The sequence below is a fragment of the Microvirga sp. GCM10011540 genome (assembly GCF_042650665.1).
Lineage (GTDB): Bacteria > Pseudomonadota > Alphaproteobacteria > Rhizobiales > Beijerinckiaceae > Microvirga > Microvirga lenta.
Genome location: NZ_JBHSBQ010000080.1, coordinates 1 through 1,581, shown reverse-complemented (window position 1 = coordinate 1,581; position 1,581 = coordinate 1). Strand labels below are relative to the sequence as shown.

The window sequence follows — 1,581 nt, the reverse complement described above, 5'->3', positions numbered from 1 at the left end:
CCTCGGTGGCGGCCGCCACCGTCTGCACGTTGGACGAGGTCTGCTCGGCCGCCGAGGCCACGCTCACCGAGCGCCCCGTCGCCTGGTCCGCAACGTCACGCATCGATCGTGCCGTGACCTCCATCTCAGTAGCCGAGGCCGTGAGATGCTGCACGAGATGACCGACAGTGCTCTCGAATTGCTGCGCGAGAGCGCTCATTTCCTCCCGGCGCCGCACGCTCTGCTGGCGGTCGATATCGGACTGAGCGGACCGTAGCTGCTCCGCCTCGGCCATGGCGGCGGCGAACGTGTTCATGGCGTTCCAGATTTCGCCGATCTCATCCCGGCTCTGCTTGACCTGCGGCAGGTTGTAATCGCCGGCGGCAAGCTTCTGAATGGCTGACGTCACCAGCTGAAGGGGGCGGGCAATCTGCCGATGCCCGACCAGTGCGCCAATCAGAAGCGCCGCCAGCGTGCCGCCGAAAGCGAGAGAAAGCAGCAGCGTCATCCGCTGATCGTGAAGTGCATGCGTTGCGTGATCGACGGCATCGACAGCCTCTCCGCTTCTTTTCGTAAGTGCGTCGATGCTCTCCTGAAAGGCTTTGCGATTAGCGCGGTTCGCCTCGTTAAAACCCTGCTCGGCAGCCGCAGCAACAGATACTTCCGTGCCGAGGCGAGCAGTTTCGGTGCGGAAGGTCTTGAAGGCCTCGGCGTCTTTCACGACCTTGTCGAAGATCGCCTTATCCGAAGCCGGCACAATCGGCGCCCACTGCTTGAGGAGTTCATCGATCTTCTTCAGGCTGGCGATCATGCCGTTGGCATAGGTCTTGGCATCCTGCGTATCGGCTGCGGCATAGACGCCCCTGGCATCCATGACGACAGCGGTCACCAGCCGGTTCAAGCGTTCGCCGTAGAAGGCGCCCGTCGATGCTGTTTTTACTTCCTCGATCGCGTGGTCGTATGCCTGAAGCGAGTGAACACCCACCCCGGAAACCGCGAGAATGACAGCTCCCAAAGCGCCGACAAGCGCAAAGATCTTCGTTCTGATACGCATGCTACCCCCAACTGCCCTTTAGGGCTTCGGAGGATCAAACAACAATCATCTTAAGGCATAGCTAAATTCTGCCACCTTTACCTAAAGTTTCTTGGCGAATGGCACGCTCTAGACCTGGATGAAACAATGATTCACGCCCTGCCATGCTCGCATTCGCCAGATGACGCTCGCGGTAGACAAGTATTGCGCAGCTGCAACAGTGGCCGGGAAGCTCGCAGGGGGATTCAGACTTCGTCTGATAGCCATTGACGGGCGGACTCGCGAACGGCATTTATGACATATACCTACTGATTCGAAGGGGTGGACAACATCCCAAGCACATTCGATCAACGGAAAAAGTAAAAACAAAGTCGCTGCAAGTTCTTTTGAACAGCGACACTGCGTCATGATTAGCGTGCTTGCGTAGACATCATCTATCTATGGGCCGGGGGGCTTCATCATGTACATCGTCGTCGATGAACGGCAGATGGTGACGGCTGGGTACGTCGCCAGTTTCGACCGCGAAGGCATCTCATCCATCGGAGTGTTCTCCGGTGAGTTCCAGGACT

The 1,581-nt window shown here is 58.3% G+C and carries 1 protein-coding gene; it reads right to left on the bottom strand.

Features of this window, described 5'->3' with window-relative positions:
* A partial coding sequence (locus tag ACFOYU_RS15345; protein WP_377034260.1) for a HAMP domain-containing protein occupies positions 1-1,033 on the bottom strand: 1,033 nt, incomplete at its 3' end.
* Positions 1,034-1,581 lie beyond the last annotated feature (548 nt).